The sequence below is a fragment of the Micromonospora sp. WMMA1998 genome (genome assembly GCF_027497375.1).
In the GTDB taxonomy this organism is placed as follows: domain Bacteria; phylum Actinomycetota; class Actinomycetes; order Mycobacteriales; family Micromonosporaceae; genus Micromonospora; species Micromonospora sediminicola.
Genome location: NZ_CP114911.1, coordinates 4,223,437 through 4,242,896, shown reverse-complemented (window position 1 = coordinate 4,242,896; position 19,460 = coordinate 4,223,437). Strand labels below are relative to the sequence as shown.

Below are 19,460 nucleotides of genomic sequence, written 5' to 3'. Positions count from 1 at the left end.
TGATTCCGGGAAGGTCTACCACTGCTCCGCCCAACCGCGTTAACGTGTCGCCCCAGCAGCCAGGGTCCGCGGGTGGCCGGTGCCCCCGCCAGCGCAAGCGGAAGGTCGGCCGGTGAGCGTGCAGGAAGAGACGTTTCACGGCTTCGCCAACCCGGTCGACCCCTCGCCCGCCGAGCTGCGGGCCTGGGCCTACCAGCCCGACTCGGTGCCGTTGAGTTCGATGCCGCCGGACTGGGACCTCCTGGTCGCCGGTGACCACCTGGTGCAGACCCTGTTCGACCTGGCCATGGACGGCTCCTGCCCGGCCCGCCGGTTCGCGCTGCACTGCCTCTACATCTACGCCGCCGACGGCATCCGGACGAACTTCCGGGCCCACCCGAAGCGCCGCTTCCGGAAGCTGGTGGAGCAGGCCGAGCGGGCCGGCGACGACCTGATGCGCAACTGGGCGCACAACAGCCGGGTCCTGCTCGCCCGCCCCGATCTCTTCGTCTACCGCGACTGGTGCGAGGGCGGCCTGGTCCGGGAGAACCGCCGCCTCTGACGGCGAACGGGCCGGGACCCCCCGTGGGTCCCGGCCCGCACGTCGACGGATCGTCAGGTCGCCCCGCCCTGCTTCCTGCGCCGCTCGTCGTCCCTCGCCCGGTCCACGCCGTGGTCGGTCTGGTCGGCGAAGCGCCCTTCCTTGACCTTGTCGCTGAAACGACCCTCGGTGACCCGGTCGAATCGCTCCCGGACGTTCTCGGCCACCTTCTCCAGCCGTTCCTCCGCCCGCTCCGCCACCTTCTTCGCCGGTTCCGCCATGGCTCCCCCCGCCAGCCCGGAGTGCGATTTAGGGGCTTTTGCCCTGCTGAAAAGCGTAGTCGACCCCGCCCCTGTCGCACCGTGCTTTCGTCAACCCCGCCGGAGGCCCGCGCGGGAACGGCGAAGGCCGGCGCGCCCCTGGGCAGGGGCGGCGCCGGCCTTCGTGCGGTCAGCGGTCGGGGGTGCGGCGGGGTCGCCAGACGACGAGCGCGGTGGAGGTGCGGTTGGTGGGCACCAGGTCCCCACGGGGGAAACCACCGAGCGACTCCAGCTCGGCGATCCGCCGGTACGCGGCGTCCAGCTCCGCCTCCAGCCGGGCCACCCGCCGTTGCGCCTCCTCCAGCAGGCGCTCCAGCCCGATGATCCGCTTGACCCCGGCCAGGTTGATCCCGTCGTCCTGGCTGAGCCGCTGCACCTCGCGCAGCAGCACCACGTCCCGGACGCTGTAGCGGCGACCGCCACCGGCCGCCCGGCCCGGCTGGACCAGGCCCAACCGGTCGTACTGGCGCAGCGTCTGGGGGTGCATGCCCGCCATCCGCGCGGCCACCGAAATCATCAGGACCTTGGCCTCGTAGGCCGGGTCACCCGCGCCGACGTACTCCTCCGACATGCCCGCTCACCTCCGCTGCCGCCGTCAACCGAACCGACGTACCCGCGCGTCCAGATGTTCCCGCGCGGCGGGCGGGGTCTGCTCCGCGAAGGTCTCCAAGGCCGCCCGCGCCTCGTCCGACACCTTCGCCGGGACCACCACGTCGAGCGTGACCAGCAGGTCACCGGCGCGGCCGTCCTTGCGTACGACGCCCTTGCCACGGGCGCGCAGCACCCGTCCGCTGGGCGTACCCGGCGGCACCCGCAGGGTCACCGTGCCGTCCAGGGTCGGCACCCGCAGATCGGTGCCGAACACCGCCTCGGCGTACGTGATCGGGACGTTCAGGGTGAGATCGTCCCCGGTACGCCCGAACAGCTCGTCCGGGCGGACCTTGACGTGCACGAACAGGTCGCCCGCCGGACCGCCCCGCTCACCCGGCTCGCCCCGGCCGGCCAGCCGGATCCGCTGCCCGTCGGCCACCCCGGCCGGGAAGCGCACGTTCAGCGTGCGGGTCTTGGTGACGCCGCCGGTGCCGTGGCACTCCGGGCACTTCTCCTCCACGACCGTGCCCACGCCCTGGCAGTTGCGGCACGGCTCGGAGAAGCTGAACGACCCCTGGTTGCGGGTGGTCACGCCGGCGCCGTGGCAGACCGGGCAGGCCACCGGCTGGGTGCCGGGCTTCGCGCCGTTGCCGTGACACGTGTCGCAGACGCCCGGCGCACGCAACGTCAGCGGCAGGGTGACGCCGCGGACCGCGTCGGAGAAGTCCAGCGCCACCTCGGCCTCGACGTCCCGGCCACGGGCCGGGCCGCGCGGACGCGCCGCACCGCCACCGCCGCCACCGGAGAAGATCGTGCTGAACAGGTCGGTGAAGCCACCGCCGCCGAAGCGGGTGTCGCCGCCGCCGGCGCCACCGCCGAACAGGTCGGAGACGTCGAACGGCGCACCGCCCGGCTGGCCCGCGCCCCGGGCGCTGCGTCGGAAGGCGCCCGAGCCGAACAGCGACCGCATCTCGTCGTACTCGCGCCGCTTCTTCTCGTCGCCGAGCACCGCGTACGCCTCGGAGACGGTCTTGAACCGCTCCTCGGCCCTGGGGTCACCGGGGTTGTGGTCCGGGTGCGACTCCCGGGCCAACTTCCGGTACGACTTCTTGATCTCGTCCGAGGAGGCGGACTTGTCCACGCCCAACGCGGCGTAGTAGTCCTTCTCGATCCAGTCCTTGGAACTCACCGGTCCACCCCCTTCCACGGGTCCGATCCCGGTCGTCCCGCCCGCCCGACAGGGGCGGACGGGACGTCACGGGTGGGCACTACTCCGGGTCCGCGACCGCGACCAGAGCCGGCCGCAGCAGGCGCTCGCCGAGCTGGTAGCCCCGGCGCATGACCTGCACGCAGGTCGGCTCGGTGACGTCGGCGGAGGTCTGGTGCGCCACCGCCTCGTGCCGGGTCGGGTCGAACGGCTCGCCCTGCTCGCCGAACGCGGTCAGGCCGAACTTGCCGAGCGCGGCGGTGAGCTGGTCGGCCACACTGCCGAACGGTCCCACCAGGTCGCCGTGCTCGCGGGCCCGGTCCAGGTCGTCCAGGATCGGCAGCAGCGCGGTGAGCACCGTGCCGGTGGCCTGCTCCTGGACCAGGCTGCGGTCCCGGTCGACCCGCTTGCGGTAGTTGGCGTACTCCGCCGAGACCCGCTGGAGGTCGCGGGTGCGCTCCTCCAGGTCCCCGCGGAGGGCCTCCAGCTCGGCGCCGAGCGGCGCCGCCTTGCCGGTCTCCCCGCTCGGCTCGGCCGGTGAGTCGACCACCGGCGGGCCGGAGACCTCGGCCTCGCCGCCGATCTCGTCGACCACGACCTCGGCCTCCTCGACCAGCCCTTCGGCGGGCGCGTCGGCGGCCGCGTCGGCCGCCGAGGCGTCGTTCGCCGGCTGCTCGGTCACCTTGCCGAGCTTGCGCTTGTCGCGGATGACGACCCGCGGCTCGTCACCGGCGTCCGTGCCGGTGCCCGCGGAGCCGCCCGGCGCCGACCCGGTGGAACCCGGGTCGGACGCTCGTGGCTTGTCCGTCATGCGGTTACCTCATCCCTCTGCCAAGCGGACCGTGCCCGGGACCGACTGTCACTTCTTGTCCTCGTCCACGATCTCCGCGTCGACCACGTCGTCGGCGCCGCCGGCCTGCGGGCCACCGGCCGCACCCGCGCCGGCGCCCGGCCCGGCCGCGCCCGGGGCGGTCTGCTCGCCCTCCTGCTGCTGGGCGTAGAGCAGCGAGCCGGCCTGCTGGGAGACCTGGGCCAGCTTCTCGTGGGCCGACTTGATCTTCTCGATGTCCTGGCCGCCGAGAGCGCTGCGCAGCTCGCCGAGCGCCTCGTTGAGCTGGTCCCGGTTCTCGCTGGGCAGCTTGTCGCCGCTCTCGGCGAGGAACTTCTCGGTCTGCCACTGGAGCGCCTCGGCCACGTTGCGGGTCTCGGCCTCCTCGCGGCGACGCTTGTCCTCGTCGGCGTGCTCCTCGGCGTCCCGGCGCATCCGCTCGATGTCGTCCTTCGGCAGCGAGGAGCCGCCGGTGATCGTCATCTTCTGCTCCTTGCCGGTGCCCAGGTCCTTGGCGTGCACGTTGACGATGCCGTTGGCGTCGATGTCGAACGTGACCTCGATCTGCGGCACGCCGCGCGGCGCCGGCGGGAGGCCGGTCAGCTCGAAGGTGCCGAGCTTCTTGTTGTAGGCCGCGATCTCCCGCTCGCCCTGGAACACCTGGATCAGCACCGACGGCTGGTTGTCGTCCGCCGTGGTGAAGACCTCGGAGCGCTTGGTCGGGATGGTGGTGTTGCGCTCGATGAGCTTGGTGAAGATGCCGCCCTTGGTCTCGATACCCAGGCTCAGCGGGGTCACGTCGAGCAGCAGGACGTCCTTGACCTCGCCCTTGAGCACGCCGGCCTGCAGGGCGGCGCCGACGGCGACGACCTCGTCCGGGTTGACGCCCTTGTTCGGGTCACGGCCGGTGAGCTGCTTGACCAGGTCGGTCACGGCCGGCATCCGGGTGGAGCCGCCGACCAGGATGACGTGGTCGACGTCGGAGATCTTGATCCCGGCGTCCTTGACGGCCTGCTCGAACGGGCCCTTGCAGCGGTCCAGCAGGTCCTGCGTCATGCGCTGGAACTCGGCGCGGCTCAGCGTCACGTCGAGGTGCAGCGGGCCGGCCGAACCGGCGGTGATGTAGGGCAGGTTGATGTTGCTGGTGGTGGCGGCGGACAGCTCGATCTTGGCCTTCTCGGCGGCCTCCTTGAGACGCTGCATGGCCATCTTGTCCTGCGACAGGTCGATGCCGTGCTCGCCGCGGAACGTCTTCACCAGGTGGTCGATGATGCGCTGGTCCCAGTCGTCGCCGCCCAGCTGGTTGTCACCGCTGGTGGACTTGACCTCCACCACGCCCTCGGCCAGCTCCAGCAGCGACACGTCGAAGGTGCCGCCACCGAGGTCGAAGACCAGGACGGTCTGCTCCTTGGAGCCCTTGTCCAGGCCGTACGCCAGCGCCGCCGCGGTCGGCTCGTTCACGATCCGCAGCACGTTGAAGCCGGCGATCTCGCCGGCCTCCTTGGTGGCCTGACGCTGGCCGTCGTTGAAGTAGGCCGGGACGGTGATCACGGCGTCGGTGATCTGCTCGCCCAGGTAGGCCTCGGCGTCCCGCTTGAGCTTCATCAGCGTGCGGGCCGAGATCTCCTGCGGGGTGTACTTCTTGCCGTCGATGTCGACGGTCCAGTTGGTGCCGATCTCCCGCTTGACCGAGCGGATGGTCCGGTCGGGGTTGGTCACCGCCTGGCGCTTGGCGACCTCACCGACGAGCACCTCGCCGTTGCGGGCGAACGCGACGATCGAGGGAGTCGTACGCGAGCCCTCGGCGTTGGCGATGACGGTGGGCTCACCGCCCTCGAGAACGCTGACGCAGGAGTTCGTCGTGCCGAGGTCGATGCCGACCGCACGTGCCATGTTCGCTTCCTCGCTTCGTAACGGGTGAGCAGGTCAGGTGGCCTGCCCGGCGGGTCGCCCGGAAGCGACCGCACCACAAGTTGAGTGAACTTGACTCAATAGTGCCACGCGATCGCCAATCCGCAAGTCGGGGTTGAGCCGACCCGGCGCAACCTGACCGTTATTACCGTCCGGTTGTCTTACCTTGCGTCGGTCGGGCACGCTTTAGCGGTGACGACGCATGGCGATTCCGCCACCCGTGCCGGCGCGCCCGCCGTCGCAGCCCGCACCGGACCTCCCCACGGCGAGGACCAGCCCGCCGACGCCGCCGCGGGCCTGCCCGCCGCGCTCACCGGCCTGCGGGCCGCGATCGACGCGGCTCGCTTCCCGCTCGCGCTCCCGTCGGCCGAGCCGGCCCGGCACGCCGCCCGCAGCCTCACCGACCAGCTCGACGACTACCTGCTTCCCCGGCTGGCCCGGCTCGACGCCCCGCTGCTGGTGGTCGTCGGCGGCTCGACCGGCGCCGGCAAGTCGACGCTGGTCAACAGCCTGGTCCAGGCACGGGTCAGCGCGGCCGGCGTGCTCCGCCCGACGACCCGGTCGCCGGTGCTGGTCTGCAGCCCGAGCGACGCCGCCTGGTTCCGCCAGGGCGACCTGCTGCCCGGCCTGACCCGCACCACCGAGCCGAGCGAGCAGCCCGGCACCCTCCAGCTGGTCACCGCCCCGGCGCTCCCGCCCGGCCTGGCCTTCCTCGACGCGCCCGACATCGACTCGGTGGTCGACGCCAACCGCGCGCTGGCCGGGCAACTGCTGGCCGCCGCCGACCTGTGGCTGTTCGTCACCACCGCCGCCCGCTATGCCGACGCCGTCCCCTGGGAGCTGCTGCGCAGCGCCCGGGCCCGGGGCACCGCCGTCGCCATGGTGCTCGACCGGGTCCCGCCGGAGGCCGCCGACGAGATCGCCGCCCACCTGTCGGAGATGCTCGCATCGCAGGACCTGGGCGCCGCGCCGCTGTTCGTGCTGCCGGAGACGTGGGTCGACGGGCAGGGGCTGCTGCCCGACCGGATGACCGCCCCGCTGAGCGGTTGGTTCGCCCGGCTCGCCGCCGACGCCGACGCCCGCGCGGCGGTGGTCCGGCAGACGCTCGACGGCGCACTGGCCGCCCTGCACCCGGTGGTGGAGGCGCTGGCCGACGCCGCCGACGAGCAGGCGAGCTCGGCCGACGCGCTGGACGAGCGGGTCCGGGCCGCCTACCGGGGCGCCGAGCGGACCGTCGACCAGGGGCTCAAGGACGGCCGGCTGCTCCGCGGCGAGGTGCTCGCCCGCTGGCAGGAGTTCGTCGGCACCGGAGAGTTCTTCCGCAGCCTGGAGGCGCGGATCGGCAGGCTTCGCGACCGGGTCGTCGCGGCGGTCACCGGACGGCCCGCGCCGGCGGCCGAGCTGCGCACGGCGATCGAGTCCCAACTGGTCACGCTGCTGCGCGGGGTGGCCGCGGAGGCGGCCGAGAACGCGTACACCGGGTGGAAGGCGCACCCGGCCGGCGCGGCGCTGCTGGAGCCGGACCTGGCGCACGCCTCGGCCGACCTGCCCGCCCGCGCCGAGCAACTCGTCCGCGACTGGCAGCGCGGGGTGCTCGAACTGGTCCGGGTCGAGGGCGCGGACCGGCGGTTCGTGGCCCGCACGGCCGCGTACGCGGTCAACGCCACCGGCCTGGCCGTCATGATCGGCGTCTTCGCCTCCACCGCGTTCATCCCGACCGGGCTGGAGGTGGCCGCCGGCACCGGCACGGCGGTCGCCGGGCAGACCGTGCTCCAGGCCATCTTCGGCGACCAGGCGGTGCGCAACCTGGCCCGCACGGCGCGGGTGGACCTGCTCGACCGGGTCGGCGCGCTGCTGGCCGAGGAGGCCGGCCGCTTCCTCGCCCGCACCGAGGCGGCCCGCCCGGCCGCCGACGCCGGCGGGACGCTGCGGCGGGCCGCGGCCGAGGTCGAGCGGGCCCGGCACCGCAGCGGCCTGACCCGCGCCGACCGGGCCGCGCTGCCCACCACCGAGCAGGACGGTCGCCCGTGAGCGCGAGGAGTGAGCCGGGTTTGCGAGCCCCGCAGTCGCGAGCAAGGACGGCATCGTGAGCGCGAGGAGTGAGCCGGGTTTGCGAGCCCCGCAGTCGCGAGCAAGGACGGCACAGTGACCAACATCGTGGGGCGGATGCGCGAGGCGCTCCGGGGTGACCAGCGGGTCGACCCGGACGTCCTGATCGCGCGCCTGCAGGCGGTCCAGCGTTTCCTCGGCGCGGTCGACGGTCAGGTGCCCGACGCCCAGCTCGTCGCCGCGCACACCGTGGTCGAGCGGGCCGGCGACCGGCTCGCCCTCTCCGGCCGCCACACCGTGGTCGCCCTCGCCGGCGCCACCGGCAGCGGCAAGTCCAGCCTGTTCAACGCGCTGGCCCGGATGGACCTCTCCCCGGTCGGCGTCCGCCGCCCGACCACCGGCGTGACCCACGCCTGCGTCTGGGGCCCGCTCGACGGCGCGGTCCGGCTGCTCGACTGGGTCGGGGTGCTGCCCCGACACCGGTTCGTCCGGGAGAGCCCGCTCGACGGCGACGACGAGTCGACCCTGCACGGGCTGGTCCTGCTGGACCTGCCCGACTTCGACTCGGTCCAGCACTCCCACCGGCTGGAGGTCGACCGGCTGCTCGGCCTGGTCGACCTCGTGGTCTGGGTGGTCGACCCGCAGAAGTACGCCGACCGCGTGATCCACACCAGCTACCTGCGCGAGTTCCACCGGCACAAGGACGTCACCGTCGTGGTGCTCAACCAGGCCGACCGGTTGCCCCCGACCGAGCTGCCCCGGGTCCTCGACGACCTGCGCAAGCTGCTCGACGCCGACGGGCTGGGCGGCGTGCCGCTGTTGCCCACCGTGGCGGTGGATCCGGCCGGGCTGGACGGGCTGCGGGGCGAGTTGGAGCGTACGGTCGCCGAACGGCAGGCCGCCCTGCGCCGGCTCTCCGGCGACGTGGACGCCGTGGTGGCCGATCTCGAACCGCTGGTCGGGCCGGAACCACCGGCCACCCGGCCCGGTGACGCCTCGGCCCAGGAACTCACCCGGGCGCTGGCCGGCGCGGCCGGGGTGGCGACCGTCGCGCACGCGGTCGAGGGGGCCTACCGGCACCGGGCCGTCGCCAGCACCGGCTGGCCGCTGGTGCGGGGGTGGCGGAAGCTGCGGCCGGACCCGTTGCGCCGGCTGCACCTGCCCGGGCGGGACCCGGACGCGCCGGCGGAGAGCCTGGTCGCGGCCACCTCCGTACCCGATCCGACGGCCGCGCAGCGGTCGGCGCTGAACCTGGCCATCCGGGCGGTGGCCGACCGGTCCAGCGCCGAGCTGCCGGCGCCGTGGCCGACCGCGGTGACCAGCGCGGCCCGGTCCCGCCTGGGCGAGCTGCCGGGCGCGCTCGACCACGCGGTGGCCGCCACCGACCTCGGCATGGACCGCCGCCCGGGCTGGTGGCGGGTGGTCGGCGGGCTCCAGTGGCTGGTCACCCTCGCGGCGCTGGGCGGGCTGCTCTGGCTGGTCTTCGGATACGCGCTGCGCCTGCTCGGCCTGCCGCCGCTGGAGCACCCGAAGCTCGGCGAGGTGCCCTGGCCCACCGTGCTGCTGCTCGGCGGCCTGCTGGCCGGGCTGCTGGTCGCGGCGCTGACCCGCCCGGTGGTCGGCTGGGCGGCCCGGCGGGCCCGGCGTCGGGCCGAGCAGCGCCTGCTCACCTCGGTCGGCAGCGTCGGCGAGAAGTACGTGCTGGACCCGGTCTGGGCGGTGCTGGCGCGCTACGGCACGGCGCGCGACGCGGTGCGGGACGCCGGGCGACGCTGAACCCGGCGCGCTGGCCGATGTGGCGGCCGGCAGCGCGGCGTAGGGTCGACGCATGGCCACGCCACAGACCCCCTACGACGCGGTGCTGCACGCCGCGCGCGACGTGACGAGGCTCGACTCCGCCCTGGACGCGGAGATGCTCGGCGCCGCGTTGCTGGGCAGCGTCTACGCCGTCGCGGAGCACGACCGCGAGCACGCCGTCCGCGAGTTCGTGGCCGGCTTCCTCGCCGCCACGTCCCGCCGGCGCAGCGCCGCCGCCACCACCATCCGCGCCGTCTTCGCCACCCTGGTGCCCGACGCCGAGGGCGCCGCCCGGGTCCGGCCCGGCGCGCACGCCCCGGCGTGGGCCGGCCAGCTCGGCCGGGTGCGCGTCACCGGCGCCTGGGCGTACGGCGACGTGTACGGCGACCAGACCTCCTACCTCGCCACGTTCGCGTACGACGACGAGGAGCAGGGCGGCCCGGAGCACGCCCTGGTGGCGCTCGTCGACCACAACATCGGCATCACCAAGGACGTGTTCGTCGGCGGCCCGGCGGCCCGGATCGTCGAGCAGGCCCGGGAGATCTGCACCGAGGACGAGTTCACCTGGTTCCGCACCGAGGACCCGGCCCGGATGCACGCGGAGGTGAGCCGTCACCTGGCGGTCACCGACGACCTCGCCGAGTTGCCCGCCCAGGGTTCGCTCGCCACCGACCGGGCCCTGGTGGGCGCCCGGCTGGCCGTCCTGCCCGGGCAGGCCCCGCCGGCCGGACCGGCCGTCGTGCTCCCGCCCACCGACGAGGAACGGACCCGCCTGGTACGCGCCTTCCTCGACTCGCCCGAGGCCGCCCGGTTCGGCCTGCCCCAGGTCGCCGACGGCGAGCTGGCCTCCCTGCACTTCTGCCTCGGCCTGCTGCTCGACCACGCGGTGAGCTTCCCGGACGCGGACCCGATGCGGTGGAGCCCGATGGTGGCCGAGCTGTTCCTGCTCGACTGGGTGCACCGTCGGGCCGTGCTGGACATGGACGACGCCGCGATGCTGCCGCGGGTGCTCCGCGCCTGGGCGGCGTACGCGGCCCGGCAGCGAGGGCTGTCGCAGCCGGCGGCCGACCGGACGGACGAGACGATCACCGAGATGGTGCCCGAGTTCGCCCGGCTCTACAGCACCGGTGAACGGCGCAGCCCGGCCACCGCGGCGGTGGCTCAGCTGATGGCTGACGGCGTGGACCCGGACGACCCGGAGGCGCTGAACGCCTGGATCGAGGCCAACCGGCACCGCCTCACCGACGACCCCGCCTGACCGGTCCGCGTGCCGGCGCCTGCGCGCCTCTCGCGTGACCCTGCGTGACGCGAGAGGCGAAGCCTCGGGAAGAAAGCGATATACCGGAGAGTCATAAATATGACTCCTGGTCATATCGCTCGTGACCTGTCGGTCCATCCGGCGGCGGGCCGGCCGGACAACCAGGCGCTCGCAGGCCAGGCCCGGCCGGATCGACCGAAGCCGCCCAGGCCGCAGCCGACCGAGCGCGCCAGGCAGTGCGGGTGGACGGGCTACGCGGTGGCCGGAGCCGGCACCGTCGGTGACGCGAACCACCCCGGCGCGGGCTGGCCGAGCGAGAACGGGCTCGGCGCGGACCGGCTGGGCGCGACCGTCGCGCTCGGGAGCGGCGTATCGTCCGGCTCGCCACTCGGCGCGGGGCCGCCACTCGGCGCGGGGCCGCCACTCGGCGCGGGGCCGCCACTCGGCGCGGGCTCCTCGCTCGGCTCGGACGTCGGCTCCGACGAACCGCCCGACGATCCGGGCGTCGGTTCGGCGGACGAGCCGGACGGTTCGGGGCTCGGGCTCGGACCGGGAGTCCCGGGGTCGGACGGTGACGGCGACGGCGAGGGCACCGGCGACGGGCGTGGCGGCCGGACCGGCGTGGGGCGGGTCGGGGTGGCCGGCGGCGTCGGCGCGGTGGCCGGCCGGGACCGACGCTCGCGGACGAGGTCGCTGTCGTCGGCCGGGACCGGGGCGGCCGGCAGCACCGGTCGCGGGGGCACGGTGGTGGCGCCGGCCACGGGCGTGGGTGCGGGGAGCACCGGGGCCTGGGTGGTCTGCGGCAGCGGGACGACCACCGGGCCGACCGAGGGCGTGGGGAGGAACGGGGTGCTGGTGTCCGGGAGGGCGCTGTTCCCCACGGTCGCGGAGCCGGCGCTGATCGCGGCCAGGATCGGCATCGACGCGGTGCCGGCGAGCAACGCCACGGTCAGCAGGTAGCCGCGGCTCGGTCCGCCGGCTCCGGGAGCCCGGTGCGCGCCGACCACGCGGCGGTAGCGGGCGGCGGGCAGGGCCCGGTGCCGGCCGAGGAAGGGAGCACCGGGAGGACCCTCTGGCTCGGACACCGGGCACACTCCTCGTACGCGTCGACGTGGACGGAGAGCACGCGCGAATATTCGGACAAATGCCGCGCGAAGGCTCACCGTCAGCTTGGACCAGTGACGCTCAGTTCACCAGCCACCACCGCGTGTCGACACACAATTTGTCCGTCGGCCCGACCTGACACATCGGGCAAAAACGTCTATGCGTCGCGAACCCGATCGAACGTCACCGGCGGGGGAGGCCATACTGTGGGCCCGCTCACCTCCTCTGCAATCATTCAGGCACGACGGCAACGCAGCCGCCACCTCCGCGCACCCCGCGGCTGGTGCGGTACGGCGCCGGCGCTCCCGGGCCTGGGTCCCCCGACGGACCCCGGCTCACGCCGCGCGGCAACCCTCACCGGGGCTAGGCGCGGTCGCCAGGGACCGACCCGGCAGCAGCCGGGCGGGCGCACGAGGTGCGCGGCTCGGGTCACCCCCCGGCGCCGGCGCAGACAGACAGGGAGAGACGGATGGCAAAGGGCGACCCCGGGGCCGCCACCCGCAGCAAGCGGGCCGCACCCCGAACCAGGCGCGCCGCCGCGACCGGCGAGCCGGAACTCGTACAGCTGCTCACTCCCGAGGGCGAGCGGATCGAGACCGCGCTCGGCCCGGACGGGACCGAGTACCGCGTCGACTTCACCGACGAGGAGTACCGCGGGCTCTACCGCGACCTCGTCCTGGTCCGCAAGCTCGACGCCGAGGCCACCGCGCTCCAGCGCCAGGGCGAGCTGGGCCTGTGGGCCAGCCTGCTGGGCCAGGAGGCCGCCCAGGTCGGCTCCGGCCGGGCGCTGCGCGCGCAGGACATGGCGTTCCCCACCTACCGGGAGCACGGCGTGCTCTATTGCCGCGGCATCGACCCGATCATGCCGCTGGGCCTGTTCCGCGGCGTGGACCAGGGCGGCTGGGACCCGAACGAGTTCAAGTTCAACATGTACACGATCGTGATCGGGGCGCAGACCCTGCACGCGACCGGTTACGCCATGGGTGTCGCCATGGACGGCAAGACCGGCGGCGAGGACGGCGAGGCGGTGATCGCCTACTTCGGCGACGGCGCCACCAGCCAGGGCGACGTCAACGAGTCGTTCGTCTGGGCCAGCGTCTTCAACGCCCCGCTGGTGTTCTTCTGCCAGAACAACCAGTACGCCATCTCCGAGCCGCTGGAGCGGCAGACCCGGGTCCCGCTCTACCGGCGGGCCGGCGGGTTCGGCTTCCCCGGTGTCCGGGTGGACGGCAACGACGTGCTCGCGTCGTACGCGGTGACCCGGCACGCGCTGGACAACGCGCGCAACGGCCAGGGCCCGAGCCTGATCGAGGCGTACACCTACCGGATGGGCGCGCACACCACCTCCGACGACCCGACGCGCTACCGGATCGCCAGCGAGGTCGAGGCCTGGCAGGCCAAAGACCCGATCACCCGGATGAAGGCGTTCCTGCTCAAGCAGCAGATCGCCGACGAGTCGTTCTTCACCGAGGTCGACGAGCAGGCCCGCACCGAGTCGGTGCACCTGCGCGAGCGGGTGCTCACCATGCCCGACCCGCAGCCGGTCAGCATGTTCGACCACGTCTACCCGCACGGGTCGCCCGAGCTGGACGAGCAGCGGGCCCGGTTCTCGCAGTACATGGAGTCGTTCGAGGGGAGCGCCCACTGATGGCCACGGAGACGCTCACCCTCGGCAAGGCGCTCAACACCGGCCTGCGGCGGGCCCTGGAGAACGACCCCAAGGTCGTCATCATGGGCGAGGACGTCGGCAAGCTCGGCGGCGTGTTCCGCATCACCGACGGCCTGCAGAAGGACTTCGGCGACCAGCGGGTGATCGACACCCCGCTGGCCGAGTCCGGCATCATCGGCACCGCGGTCGGCCTGGCCATCCGCGGCTTCCGGCCGGTCTGTGAGATCCAGTTCGACGGCTTCGTCTACCCCGCGTACGACCAGATCGTGTCGCAGGTGGCGAAGATGCACTACCGCTCGCAGGGCAAGGTGCGGATCCCGATGGTCATCCGGATCCCCTACGGCGGCGGCATCGGCGCGGTCGAGCACCACTCCGAGTCGCCCGAGGCCTACTTCGCGCACACCGCCGGCCTCAAGGTGGTCACCTGCGCGAACCCGCAGGACGCGTACGTGATGATCCAGCAGGCCATCGCCTCGGACGACCCGATCGTGTTCCTGGAGCCGAAGCGGCGCTACTGGGAGAAGGGTCCGGTCGACCTGGACGCGCCGGTCGCGGACGCGTACCCGCTGCACTCGGCCCGGGTCGCGCGGCCCGGCACGGACGTCACCGTGCTGGCCTACGGCCCGATGGTGCGCACCGCGCTGGACGCGGCCACCGCCGCCGCCGAGGACGGCCGGGAGCTGGAGGTCGTCGACCTGCGCACGCTGTCCCCGCTGGACCTGACCGCCGCGTACGAGTCGGTGCGCCGCACCGGCCGCTGCGTGGTCGTGCACGAGGCCCCGGGCAACCTGGGCCTCGGGTCGGAGATCGCGGCCAGGATCACCGAGGAGTGCTTCTACTCCCTGGAGTCCCCGGTGCTGCGGGTGACCGGCTTCGACACCCCCTACCCGGCCTCCCGGGTGGAGGAGGAGTACCTGCCCGACCTCGACCGGGTGCTCGACGCCGTCGACCGCACCTTCGGCTGGTGAGCGACATGTCCCGGATCAAGGAGTTCAACCTGCCCGACCTGGGCGAGGGCCTGACCGAGGGCGAGATCCTCGCCTGGCTGGTCAAGGTGGGCGACGACATCGAGCTGAACCAGCCGATCGTCGAGGTGGAGACCGCGAAGGCGGCGGTCGAGATCCCGGCGAAGTGGGCCGGCCGGGTGCAGGCGATCTTCCACCCGGAGGGCGCCACGGTCGAGGTCGGCGTGCCGATCATCGCGATCGACACCGACCCGGGCGCCGGGCCGGTGGAGGAGTCGACGACCGGCGCCCCGGCGTCGGCGCTGCCGACGCCGTCGGCCGCCTCGCTGGCCGCGGTCGAGGTCGCGCCCGCCGAGGGCATGGTCGAGCCGGGCCTGATCGGCGGCGCGGCCCCCGGCGGGCGGACCGCCGTGCTGGTCGGCTACGGGCCGCGCAACGCGCCGGCCAAGCGCCGGGCGCGCAAGGGCGACGTGCCGGCCCAGGCCGCCGCCCCGGCTCCGGTCGCCCCGGCCCCGCCCGCGCCCGCCCCGGCGGTGAACGGCAACGGCCGGGTCTCCGGTCCGGTGCTGGCCAAGCCGCCGGTCCGCAAGCTCGCCAAGGACCTCGGGGTCGACCTGGCCACGCTGACCGGCTCGGGTCCGCTGGGCTCGATCACCCGGGAGGACGTACAGCGGGCGGCGAGCGGGACCCCGGCGGCGGCCGAGCCGCTGACGGTCACCGCGCCGGCGACGTCGGTCGCGAGCTTCGGCGCGGACCGCGAGCAGCGCATCCCGGTCAAGGGGGTACGCAAGCTGACCGCGGAGAACATGGCCCGCTCGGCGTTCACCGCCCCGCACGTGACGGAGTTCCTCACCGTCGACGTGACCCGGGCGATGAAGGCGCTGGACCGGCTCCGCGACCGGCGGGAGTGGCGCGACGTGCGGGTCTCGCCGCTGCTGCTGGTGGCCAAGGCGGTGCTGCTGGCGGTCAAGCGTCACCCGATGGTCAACTCGACCTGGGCCGGCGACGAGATCGTGGTGAAGGAGTACGTCAACCTGGGCATCGCGGCGGCCACCGAGCGGGGCCTGATCGTGCCGAACATCAAGGACGCCGGCCGGCTCTCGCTGCGCGAGCTGGCGGACGCGATGACCGGCCTGGTGCAGACCGCGAAGTCGGGGAAGACCTCCCCGGCGGACATGTCCGGCGGCACGCTCACCATCACCAACGTCGGCGTCTTCGGCGTCGACACCGGTACGCCGATCCTGCCCCCGGGCGAGTCGGCGATCCTCGCCTTCGGTGCGGTCCGGGAGCAGCCCTGGGTGCACAAGGGCAAGGTGAAGCCGCGTCTGGTCACCACGCTGGGGCTCTCCTTCGACCACCGGATCATCGACGGTGAGCTGGGCTCGAAGTTCCTCCGCGACATCGGGGACTTCCTGGCCGACCCGGAGGCGGCGCTGCTCGCCTGGACCTGACCTACCACCGCTCCGGTCGACGGCCGGTGTGCCACGGGTGAACGCCCGGCACACCGGCCGTTGCCGTTGGGAGGCGAAATCATCGGCCCACGAGGGCATCTGACCTACGATCCTTAGGTGCGTGGTTCAGCTCACCTAATAATCGATGGCGTTCGGCGGCGTCATGCGCTTCAATAGAGACATCAAGGGGCTGACAACCGAATAGCCAGGAGGAGACCCAAGATGAGCATGATCGAGCGAATCCGCACCCGCCGCGACGCCAACCGCCGGGCCCGTGCCATCGAGCACGCCCTGCGTTCCGCCAACTCGCCCGCGGTCCGGAACGAGCTTCTCGCCATCGCCCAGCGTCACATGAGCTGACGCCACCGACCTTTCTCACCTCCTCCAGTTCGAAGACCCGCCCGGCACACCGGGCGGGTCTTCGGCGTAACCGGGGTCGGTCGGCACCGGGATTCCACCCCGCCGCACCGCCCGGTACGGTTGGCACGGTCGCCAACCGACTGCCTCCGGACCGACGCGGGAAGCGAAACCCATCGACGTCGCCCGGTGACTCTCGGTGGCGACTGAGGCTCCCCTGAGCGCCTTCGGGCGACCACCGGATACGGTGCGGGGAGCCCGCACGGCCGGTACCCGCCGGCGACGCCGGTGGCCATGCCGACGGTTCCCGACCGGCATCGGCGGCCGACCTGTGATGGAGGAGGCGCACCCATGACGTCCGAGGCTCCGCACCGCCCCGGCCAGGAGCCGGGCGAGGTGTCGCCGGGCACCGGCGGACCGGTGCCGTACGGCGATCAGCCGGCGCAGCAGGACAACGGGTACAACGGGTCTTCCGACCTCGGCTGGGCCCCGCCCCCGCCGGCCGGTCGGCCCACCCAGCCGGCCCCCGCCTGGGCCGCGCCCGACGACCAGCCACCCGCCTGGGGCCCGCCCTCGGGCCAGCCGGTCAGCGGCCGGGCCAGCGCCCAGGTTCCGCCGCCCGCCGACCAGGGCGGCCGGGGCCAGCAGCCCGCCTGGGGCGCCCCCGAGCAGGGCGCGCCGGCCTGGGCCGCGTCCGGCCCGGGCAACCCGACGTGGGCCACGCCCGAGCAGCCCGGCCCGGAGCGGTCCACCGAACCGGCGCCGCCGGCATGGGCCACCGCGCCACCGAGCGGTCCCGCCGAGCCGGCGCCCCCGGCCTGGGCCGCCGAGCAGAACGCTCCGACGTGGAACGCCGGCGGATCCTCCGGCGAGCAGCCGGCGTGGGCCCAGTCCGGCGATGCGGGTGCCCGCGGCACCGGCTACGTCCCGGCCCCGGCCACCGTGCCGAACGAGTCCTGGGCCACCCCGGCCGGCGCGGACGACCCGCACCGCTCCGGCGGGTTCACCCCGGGCGTCGGGCAGCAGGACGACGACCCGGGCCACTCCGGCGGCTGGGCCGTCGGCGCCGCTGCCCAGCCGGACGACCCGAACCGCTCGGGCGGCTGGACGCCGCGCGACGAGCAGCCCGCCGGCGACGACCCGCACCGCTCCGGCGGCTGGACGCCCCGCGACAGCCAGCCGGCCTGGACCCCGCCGGGCCCGCAGACCGGCGCGACCTGGCCGCCCGCCGAGCCGCCCGCCCGTGCCGCCGCCAAGGTCTCCGTGCCCGGCACCGCCCGGCCCGACGCCTGGTCCAACCAGGAGCAGTCCGACCAGGACAACCGCCCGACCGGCGCCGAGGACGACCCGCACCGCTCCGGTGGATGGCCCGCTCCGCGGGCCGAGAGCCGGTCCGGTGGCTGGGACGAGTCCACCCGCGACGACGACCCGGACCGCTCCGGCGGCTGGGCCGCCGGCGGCCGGGCCGAAGCACCGCAGCCGGGGGCCTGGGGCGGTCCGGAGCAGCAGTCCCGCTCCGCGGGCGGGTGGAGCGGCGCCTCCGCCGTGCCGCAGCAGCGTGAGCCCGAGCGGCCGACCGACGAGCCGGCGCAGCCGGCCTGGGGAGCCGCTGGCGAGTCGTCGGCCCGGGCCAGCGTGTCCGTGCCGACGCCGGACGGCCGGCGCGGCCACCAGGACGAGCGCGGCGCCGAGCGCCCGGCCGTGCCGGACGCCGAGCCGTGGTCGCCGGACGAGGCCTGGGGACGGGCCGACGAGAGTGGTCAGGCGGCGTCGCCGGGCTGGCAGCCCGAGAGCGCGCCGGTCTACCAGCCGGCGCCCGCGCCGGGCATCTCCGCCGGCAACGCGGTGCCGCTGCCCGCCCAGGAGCAGCGGCGGGTGCCGGGCGCGGCTTTGGCCGCCTCGCCGCCCGCCGACCACCCGGCCGCGCCCTACGCACCGGCCGAGCGCGAACCCCAGGCGTACGAGCCGGAGCACGGTGACGCCGGCTGGGGCGCGGCCCGCCCCGGGCACGAGGAGCCGCAGTCACCCGCCGGTCCGGCCGTTCCGGGCCCGCGTACGTCGCCCGAGTCCGGCCCGGTCTCGGCCAGCGCGTCGGTGCCGACGACCAGCCGGGTCACCCCGCCGTCCGACCAGCCCCTGCACCCGACCGGCACGCCGGCGCCCCAGCCCCGGGTGTACGGCCGGCCGGCCCGACCGGAGCCCGACGAGGCCCCCGAGGCGGACGAGGCTCCCGCCTTCGGTGGCCCGCAGTCCCGCCCGGACGACGCGCGCGGCTTCGCCGGGCCCGACGACCGTCCCGGTTTCCCGGGGCAGGACGACCGTCCCGGGTTCGCCGGGCAGGACGACCGCTCCGGGTTCGCCGGACACGACGACCGCTCCGGGTTCCCCGGGCAGGACGACCGTCCCGGGTTCCCCGGACACGACGACCGTCCCGGGTTCCCGCGGCAGGACGACCGGTCCGGCTACCCCGGGCCGGACGGCCCGCGGCAGGACGGTCCGTCCGGGTTCGCCGGGCCGCAGTCGCGGCCGGACGACGACGGGCCACACGGATACGCCGACGCGCCGCAATCGTCACCGGCCGCCCCGCCGCCCTTCCCGATGGGCGTACCGTCCTTCGTCGACCCACCCGGCAACGACCGTCCCGCCAACGGCGTCCACCCGCACGGCGAGCAGCCCGGCGGCCCGCGCGACCCGTTCGGCGGCACCGGCGGTCCGCAGAACCCGTACGGCAACCAGGACCTGTACGGCGGTCCCGGAGGCCAGCAGGATCCGTTCGGCGGCCCCGGTGGGCGTCCCGACCCGTTCGGCGGGCCGCAGGACGGCTACGGCCCGCCGGCCGGTGGACGCGCCTCGGTCGCGGTGCCCGGTCAGGGCGGCGAGCCGGGCGGCTTCCCGCCCGCGTTCCCGCCGCCGCCGCAGCAGGCCCCGCCGGCCTGGTCCCCCGACGGTCCGTCCGGAGATCAGGACCAGGGCCGGTTCGACGCGTTCAAGCCGGAGGCCGAGCCGAAGACCGAGGCGCCCACGCCGAAGGTGCGCAACGGCCGGGTGCTGGCCGCCGTGCTGGTCGCGGCCGTGCTCATCCTCGCCGTGCCGCTCGGCCTGCTCACCCTGCTCGGCAAGGTCGGTGACGACAAGCCGGCGGGCTTCGACCCGGCGGTCGGCTCCTGCATCAAGCAGTCGGGGCAGAGCGCGGTGGCCGCGGACTGCGGCGAGCAGGGCGCGTTCACCGTCGTGTCGAAGGTGGACAACAAGGACAAGTGCGCCGACCTGTCCCAGCCCACTGTCGACCTCCAGGGCGGCGGCACCAACCGGGTGCTCTGCCTGAAGCCGGCCGGTCAGTAACCCACGTTTCCGAGGCGCCCGTCCCCACCCGGGGGCGGGCGCCTCGCGTTGTCCGCCCGGGCGCGGTGTGCGTCTTCACTCGGCCGTCCC

General features: G+C 74.5%; 15 protein-coding genes. 10 read left to right on the top strand and 5 right to left on the bottom strand.

Going from position 1 to position 19,460, the window contains the following annotated elements; all coding sequences use genetic code 11:
- Positions 1–112: 112 nt before the first annotated feature.
- On the top strand, positions 113–541 hold the full coding sequence (locus O7600_RS19260; RefSeq protein WP_281589278.1) for a hypothetical protein: 429 nt from the start codon (positions 113–115) through the stop codon (positions 539–541).
- A 53-nt stretch (positions 542–594) separates the two neighbouring features.
- On the opposite strand, the gene O7600_RS19255 is transcribed toward O7600_RS19260, so the two are convergent.
- The 5 genes from O7600_RS19255 to dnaK all read right to left on the bottom strand — a co-directional run bounded on the left by O7600_RS19255 (position 595) and on the right by dnaK (position 5,360).
- Entirely contained in the window at positions 595–801 is a 207-nt protein-coding gene (locus O7600_RS19255; protein WP_281589276.1) for a hypothetical protein, read from the bottom strand.
- A 169-nt stretch (positions 802–970) separates the two neighbouring features.
- Complete coding sequence (locus O7600_RS19250) at positions 971–1,411, bottom strand: helix-turn-helix transcriptional regulator (protein WP_091565919.1); 441 nt, start codon at positions 1,409–1,411, stop codon at positions 971–973.
- Between the two features lie 24 nt (positions 1,412–1,435).
- The gene (dnaJ, locus tag O7600_RS19245) at positions 1,436–2,620 is read right to left on the bottom strand and encodes a molecular chaperone DnaJ (RefSeq protein WP_281589273.1); all 1,185 of its coding nucleotides are present in this window, start codon (positions 2,618–2,620) and stop codon (positions 1,436–1,438) included.
- 79 nt (positions 2,621–2,699) lie between these two features.
- Complete coding sequence (gene grpE, locus O7600_RS19240) at positions 2,700–3,449, bottom strand: nucleotide exchange factor GrpE (protein ID WP_281589271.1); 750 nt, start codon at positions 3,447–3,449, stop codon at positions 2,700–2,702.
- A 48-nt stretch (positions 3,450–3,497) separates the two neighbouring features.
- The gene (gene dnaK, locus O7600_RS19235) at positions 3,498–5,360 is read right to left on the bottom strand and encodes a molecular chaperone DnaK (RefSeq protein ID WP_174527303.1); all 1,863 of its coding nucleotides are present in this window, start codon (positions 5,358–5,360) and stop codon (positions 3,498–3,500) included.
- 210 nt (positions 5,361–5,570) lie between these two features.
- Between dnaK and O7600_RS19230 the strand changes: the two genes are divergently transcribed.
- The 9 genes from O7600_RS19230 to O7600_RS19190 all read left to right on the top strand — a co-directional run bounded on the left by O7600_RS19230 (position 5,571) and on the right by O7600_RS19190 (position 19,370).
- Positions 5,571–7,409, top strand: a complete 1,839-nt coding sequence (locus tag O7600_RS19230; protein ID WP_281589267.1) for an ABC transporter — start codon at positions 5,571–5,573, stop codon at positions 7,407–7,409.
- Between the two features lie 135 nt (positions 7,410–7,544).
- Positions 7,545–9,203 carry a GTPase gene (locus tag O7600_RS19225; RefSeq protein ID WP_281594202.1) on the top strand — a complete coding sequence of 553 codons (1,659 nt, stop codon included), beginning with the start codon at positions 7,545–7,547 and terminating at the stop codon, positions 9,201–9,203.
- 52 nt (positions 9,204–9,255) lie between these two features.
- Positions 9,256–10,482, top strand: coding sequence for a hypothetical protein (locus tag O7600_RS19220; RefSeq protein ID WP_281589265.1), 1,227 nt, complete (start codon positions 9,256–9,258; stop codon positions 10,480–10,482).
- Between the two features lie 258 nt (positions 10,483–10,740).
- Positions 10,741–11,442, top strand: coding sequence for a hypothetical protein (locus O7600_RS19215; RefSeq protein WP_281589263.1), 702 nt, complete (start codon positions 10,741–10,743; stop codon positions 11,440–11,442).
- Between the two features lie 613 nt (positions 11,443–12,055).
- Complete coding sequence (gene pdhA / locus O7600_RS19210) at positions 12,056–13,234, top strand: pyruvate dehydrogenase (acetyl-transferring) E1 component subunit alpha (protein WP_281589261.1); 1,179 nt, start codon at positions 12,056–12,058, stop codon at positions 13,232–13,234.
- Positions 13,234–14,223 carry an alpha-ketoacid dehydrogenase subunit beta gene (locus O7600_RS19205; RefSeq protein WP_281589259.1) on the top strand — a complete coding sequence of 330 codons (990 nt, stop codon included), beginning with the start codon at positions 13,234–13,236 and terminating at the stop codon, positions 14,221–14,223. The genes pdhA and O7600_RS19205 overlap by 1 nt, the downstream gene beginning before the upstream one ends.
- 5 nt (positions 14,224–14,228) lie before the next feature.
- Positions 14,229–15,671, top strand: coding sequence for a dihydrolipoamide acetyltransferase family protein (locus O7600_RS19200; protein ID WP_281594201.1), 1,443 nt, complete (start codon positions 14,229–14,231; stop codon positions 15,669–15,671).
- Between the two features lie 222 nt (positions 15,672–15,893).
- Positions 15,894–16,031 (top strand): hypothetical protein, encoded by a 138-nt coding sequence (locus O7600_RS19195; protein ID WP_172967877.1) that lies wholly within the window; start codon positions 15,894–15,896, stop codon positions 16,029–16,031.
- A gap of 348 nt (positions 16,032–16,379) precedes the next feature.
- Complete coding sequence (locus O7600_RS19190; protein WP_281589256.1) at positions 16,380–19,370, top strand: hypothetical protein; 2,991 nt, start codon at positions 16,380–16,382, stop codon at positions 19,368–19,370.
- Positions 19,371–19,460 lie beyond the last annotated feature (90 nt).

What these genes read in the sequence shown, in the direction of transcription:
- O7600_RS19250 (WP_091565919.1), bottom strand. Translation starts at nt 1,411, where the DNA reads ATGTCGGAGGAGTACGTCGGCGCGGGTGACCCGGCCTACGAGGCCAAG.
- O7600_RS19190 (WP_281589256.1), top strand. Translation starts at nt 16,380, where the DNA reads ATGACGTCCGAGGCTCCGCACCGCCCCGGCCAGGAGCCGGGCGAGGTG.
- O7600_RS19200 (WP_281594201.1), top strand. Translation starts at nt 14,229, where the DNA reads ATGTCCCGGATCAAGGAGTTCAACCTGCCCGACCTGGGCGAGGGCCTG.
- pdhA (WP_281589261.1), top strand. Translation starts at nt 12,056, where the DNA reads ATGGCAAAGGGCGACCCCGGGGCCGCCACCCGCAGCAAGCGGGCCGCA.
- dnaK (WP_174527303.1), bottom strand. Translation starts at nt 5,360, where the DNA reads ATGGCACGTGCGGTCGGCATCGACCTCGGCACGACGAACTCCTGCGTC.
- O7600_RS19220 (WP_281589265.1), top strand. Translation starts at nt 9,256, where the DNA reads ATGGCCACGCCACAGACCCCCTACGACGCGGTGCTGCACGCCGCGCGC.
- O7600_RS19195 (WP_172967877.1), top strand. Translation starts at nt 15,894, where the DNA reads ATGAGCATGATCGAGCGAATCCGCACCCGCCGCGACGCCAACCGCCGG.
- O7600_RS19205 (WP_281589259.1), top strand. Translation starts at nt 13,234, where the DNA reads ATGGCCACGGAGACGCTCACCCTCGGCAAGGCGCTCAACACCGGCCTG.
- O7600_RS19255 (WP_281589276.1), bottom strand. Translation starts at nt 801, where the DNA reads ATGGCGGAACCGGCGAAGAAGGTGGCGGAGCGGGCGGAGGAACGGCTG.
- O7600_RS19225 (WP_281594202.1), top strand. Translation starts at nt 7,545, where the DNA reads ATGCGCGAGGCGCTCCGGGGTGACCAGCGGGTCGACCCGGACGTCCTG.
- grpE (WP_281589271.1), bottom strand. Translation starts at nt 3,449, where the DNA reads ATGACGGACAAGCCACGAGCGTCCGACCCGGGTTCCACCGGGTCGGCG.